Annotated in this window: 4 protein-coding genes and 1 tRNA gene; 4 read left to right on the forward strand and 1 reads right to left on the reverse strand. The window is 70.5% G+C overall.

Annotated features, from left to right (window positions below; translation table 11 throughout):
- Positions 1 to 141 precede the first annotated feature (141 nt).
- Positions 142 to 1233: a hypothetical protein gene (locus HCN52_RS21995; RefSeq protein ID WP_168090187.1), complete on the forward strand. Its 1092-nt coding sequence runs from the start codon at positions 142 to 144 to the stop codon at positions 1231 to 1233.
- A gap of 245 nt (positions 1234 to 1478) precedes the next feature.
- Here HCN52_RS21995 and HCN52_RS22000 read toward each other — a convergent pair.
- Positions 1479 to 1563 (reverse strand) — tRNA-Leu (locus tag HCN52_RS22000).
- 270 nt (positions 1564 to 1833) lie between these two features.
- Between HCN52_RS22000 and HCN52_RS22005 the strand changes: the two genes are divergently transcribed.
- From HCN52_RS22005 to HCN52_RS22015, 3 genes are all read left to right on the forward strand, one after another.
- Complete coding sequence (locus HCN52_RS22005; protein WP_168090188.1) at positions 1834 to 3150, forward strand: M20/M25/M40 family metallo-hydrolase; 1317 nt, start codon at positions 1834 to 1836, stop codon at positions 3148 to 3150.
- A 206-nt stretch (positions 3151 to 3356) separates the two neighbouring features.
- Positions 3357 to 3590, forward strand: coding sequence for a chaplin ChpH (gene chpH / locus HCN52_RS22010; RefSeq protein WP_167933991.1), 234 nt, complete (start codon positions 3357 to 3359; stop codon positions 3588 to 3590).
- Positions 3591 to 3735: 145 nt separating this feature from the next.
- Positions 3736 to 4548, forward strand: coding sequence for a chaplin (locus HCN52_RS22015; protein ID WP_168090189.1), 813 nt, complete (start codon positions 3736 to 3738; stop codon positions 4546 to 4548).
- Positions 4549 to 4651: the final 103 nt, after the last annotated feature.

The raw sequence follows: 4651 nt of genomic DNA on the forward strand, positions 1-4651 counted from the left end.
ACGTCCAGCCCGCACGGGTAGACAAGCACGTGAAGCCTCTGGTGGGTATCGGGCGATCTTGGTCGTGAACCCGTCTACCAGGGGCTTCACTCACGTGTCGAACCAACCGCCCAGCCCAGAGCCCAGGTTGGCAAACGCTCAGTGTCTCGCAAGACCAAGTCGGGACAGGAGAAGAAGGCCAAGACGCCGGAGAAGAGAGAGTTCCGCTACGCCATGATGGCCGCGTTCCCGGGCCATGGCCATGGCGACCTCGCCGGCGCCTACCCGGCGGTCTGTCTCGGCATGATCCTTCACACCCCGGGCACCGAACCCGGCCCGGCCGCCCTGCGCGCCATCCAGCCGGCCTTCGAACGAGGCCTGGTCAAAGACCTGTTCTGCGCCGACCGGGGCATCACCCAGGCCAAGCCTCACAACCTGCATCTGCAGCTGCTGAAACTCGGCCTCAACGCGGTGAAGCACTACAACGACGACAAGGTCGACCGACAGGGAGAGTTCCGCGGCATGCAGCTGATCGGCGGCGAGTTCTACTGCCCGCTGATGCCCACCTCGCTCGTCACTGCGGGCGCCACATACATCGACAGCCGCACGGACGAGGACCGCGCCCACGCACTCAACCTGATCCAGTCCCGGAAGGACTACCAGGCCAAGATCAAGGAATACGGGCCCGCAGGGGATCAGCGTCGACAGTGCCCCGCCCTCGGGCCGCACGCCACGGTCACCTGCTACCGGCGGCCCCAGCCACGCCCGTCCACCGTCGTCGACCTCGACGCCCCCACTGTCCGTACCCCGGCAGCCCTGCCCACCATCCCCAGGCCCAAGCGGGACACCCCTGTCTACCCCGACATCTGCAGGGGGAAGAGCATCACCGTCCCGGGCACTGTGTTGGCCAAGTGGCGGCAGAAATACCCCCTGTTCACCCCTCTGTGGCAGGAAGCCTGGTCCGGATTGCGCAGTCAGAACGAGGGCGGCAACGGCAACCTCAAGAAGTCCGCCCTCGACAGCATCGACAATCCGCAGCTCCGCCTGCCGCACGGACGCGTCGCACAGACCCTGCTCAATGCCGTCATCATCTTCGTGGCGAACCTCAGAGCCATCCGACGGTTCCTCCGCGACCAGGGCATCCAGCCCCGTAAAGCAAGCACGCAGAGCGCCGCAACCCAAGCCGGTGACCCCTCCGACCCGCCCCCGGCGCCGCTTCCGACCGAGCAGGTCGAGCCGCCGCCACGCGAGTGACGCACCACCGCCTCGCTCCGCCCCCTGAAAACCCCACATGCCTGCGTGACGGCTACCAGCCGTCGCGCAGGCATGTGGGGTTTCCGCAGGTGAGAGGCGCAGTACCTGGACCGCCACCGCCTCACCTCCTCATCGAGCCGATCACGAGGCTCAAGGCCCCAGAAACGACGAATTACCGGTGAGTCACATGACTCGACCGGTAATTCGTGAACGCTTCGGGACGACCTCGTGAACGTTCCTGTCAGTGTCCGAGGGGGGACTTGAACCCCCACGCCCGATAAAGGGCACTAGCACCTCAAGCTAGCGCGTCTGCCATTCCGCCACCCGGACAGGGTTGCCGCCTTCGCCCCTGCGGGCGCGTCGACGTGGGAAACCATAGCAAAGGCCGGGCGTGCCGATCACCTCGGCGGGGCGTGGGCGGCGCCGCGCGCCCCCCGCCTGTGGGACGCCCCGCCGTCGCGGGCCCGTGGGGGAGAGGATGGGGGCACGCGCACCCGCCGTGCGACGCCGTGCGACGCCGCGCGGCGGCGCTCCCCGGTACGCGGGAGTGCCGGGGGTGCGCGCGCGACCGCGACGCAACGAGCCAAGGGAGAGGGAACGTTGAGCGAGCAGGATCTCGGCACCGCCGAGCAGGAGGTCGTGGAGCTGTGCCGCGACCTGATCCGTATCGACACCAGCAACTACGGCGACGACTCCGGCCCCGGCGAGCGCAAGGCCGCCGAGTACGTGGCCGAGCAGCTCGCCGAGGTCGGCCTCGAACCGCAGATCTTCGAGTCCCGCCCCGGCCGCGCCTCCACCGTCGCCCGCATCGAGGGCGAGGACCCCTCGCGCCCCGCGCTGCTGATCCACGGTCACACCGACGTCGTGCCGGCCAACGCCGCCGACTGGACGCACGACCCGTTCTCCGGCGAGATCGCCGACGGCTGCGTCTGGGGCCGCGGCGCGGTGGACATGAAGGACATGGACGCCATGACGCTCGCCGTCATCCGGGAGCGGATGCGGTCCGGCCGGAAGCCGCCCCGCGACGTGGTGGTGGCGTTCCTGGCCGACGAGGAGGCCGGCGGCACCCACGGCGCCCGCTTCCTGGTGGACCACCACCCGGAGCTGTTCGAGGGCGTCACCGAAGCCATCAGCGAGGTGGGCGGGTTCTCGTTCACCGTCAACGAGAACCTCCGGCTCTACCTCATCGAGACCGCCCAGAAGGGCATGCACTGGATGCGGCTGACCGTGGACGGCACCGCCGGCCACGGCTCGATGACCAACACCGACAACGCGATCACCGAGCTGTGCGAGGCGGTCGCCCGCGTCGGCCGCCACACCTTCCCGGTGCGGGTCACCCCGACGGTGCGGTCCTTCCTCGACGAGCTCTCCGACGCGCTCGGCGTAGAGCTCGACCCCGAGAACATGGACGAGACCCTCGCCCGGCTCGGCGGCATCGCCAAGCTGATCGGCGCGACACTGCGCAACACCGCCTCGCCCACCCAGCTCGGCGCCGGCTACAAGGTCAACGTCATCCCGGGCCAGGCCACGGCGCACATCGACGGCCGCTTCCTCCCCGGCCACGAGACCGAGTTCCTCGCCGACCTCGACCGGCTGCTCGGCCCCCGGGTCCGGCGTGAGGACGTCCACGCCGACAAGGCCCTGGAGACGAGCTTCGACGGACAGCTGGTCGCCGCGATGCAGTCCTCGCTGCTCGCGGAGGACCCGGTCGCGCGCGCGGTCCCGTACATGCTCTCCGGCGGCACCGACGCCAAGTCCTTCGACGACCTCGGCATCCGCGGCTTCGGGTTCGCGCCGCTGAAGCTGCCGCCGGAGCTGGACTTCGCCGGGATGTTCCACGGCGTGGACGAGCGGGTCCCGGTCGACGGCCTGCAGTTCGGTGTGCGGGTACTGGACCGCTTCCTCGACGCCAGCTGACGACACCCCGGCGGGGGTGCGGTCGGTGATCCGTCCGCACCCCCGCCGGTAATCGCCCGGTCGTACGAAACCCTCCGGACGGGTGAAACCCCGCCGGGGTTCGTAGCTTCGTTGGCCTGCCCTCGTTACTGACGATGGCGATCCCTTACCGGGGGTCGCGGCGGTTCCCGCTACCGGGGAATCGCTTGTGTCAATGAGGAGGAAGCATGATCAAGAAGGTTGTCGCCGCCGCGGCTGCCACCGGTGGTCTGGTGCTCGCGGGTGCCGGCGTCGCCGTCGCCGACGCGGGTGCCCAGGGTGCCGCCCTGAACTCCCCCGGTGTCCTCTCCGGCAACGTCGTCCAGGTCCCGGTCCACGTGCCGGTGAACCTGTGCGGCAACACCGTCTCCGTGATCGGGCTGCTGAACCCCACGTTCGGCAACACCTGCATCAACAAGTGACGTTGCGCCTCACTGACATGAGGGCTTGACGCCAAGCGGCTCCGGAGCGCCCAGCGCTCCGGAGTCGCCTGGTTCCCTGAGGCGGAGCGGGCGCAGTCTCGTCCCCGCCTCTTCCACGAGGTATCTAGGCAGGGGAACAACCACAATGCGTGAGGTCACCAGGAAGGGCCTGATCTCCGTCGCGGCCGCCGGCGGTGTGCTGGTGCTGTCCGGGGGGACGGCGTTCGCCGACGCGGGCGCCGAGAGCGTGGCGGCCAACTCGCCGGGCGTGCTGGCCGGCAACAACGTGCAGGTCCCGGTCCACGTGCCGGTGAACCTGTGCGGCAACACGGTCAACGTGATCGGGCTGCTCAACCCGGCGATCGGCAACAGCTGCGCCAACGTCTCCGCGCCGTCGCACGGCAAGGACGGCGGCAAGGACGGCAGCCACAGCCACGGTGGGGGCGCCGAGGCGGAGAGCGTGGCAGCCAACTCGCCGGGTGTCGGCTCCGGCAACAACGTGCAGGTCCCGGTCGACGTCCCGGTCAACGCCTGCGGCAACGGCATCTCCGTCGTCGGTCTGCTGAACCCGACCACCGGCAACGGCTGCGGCAACGGTGAGATCCCGGAGATCCCCGTCGACCCGCAGGAGCCGGAGACCCCCGTCACCCCGGAGGAGCCGGAGACCCCCGTCGTCCCCGAGACGCCGGAGGAGCCCGAGACTCCCGAGACGCCGGAGGAGCCGGAGACCCCCGTCACCCCGGAGACCCCGGAGACCCCCGAGGGGCCGGGCGACCCGGTCACCCCGGAGAGCCCCGAGACGCCTGTCGCCCCCGAGGCCCCGCGCGGCGAGTCGCCCGACCGCGGCTCGCTCGCCGAGACGGGCAGCGACCTGGCCCCGGCGGCCGCCCTGCCGCTCGCGGCCGGCCTGCTGGCCGGTGGCGCGGTGCTGTACCGGCGCTCCCGCGCCAACGCCTGATCACCGGGCACTCCAGCTGAACCGGCCGGGACGGCCGCCCGACGAGGTGGCCGCCCCGGCCTTCCGCGCGCGCCGGCCCGCCACACGCACGGAAGGCCGGCGC

Origin of the sequence: Streptomyces bohaiensis (assembly GCF_012033785.1) — a bacterium.
Taxonomy (GTDB): Bacteria; Actinomycetota; Actinomycetes; order Streptomycetales; family Streptomycetaceae; genus Streptomyces; species Streptomyces bohaiensis.

Excerpts from the sequence above, each read along its gene's own strand:
- chpH (WP_167933991.1), top strand. The coding sequence starts at position 3,357 with ATGATCAAGAAGGTTGTCGCCGCCGCGGCTGCCACCGGTGGTCTGGTG.
- HCN52_RS22015 (WP_168090189.1), top strand. The coding sequence starts at position 3,736 with ATGCGTGAGGTCACCAGGAAGGGCCTGATCTCCGTCGCGGCCGCCGGC.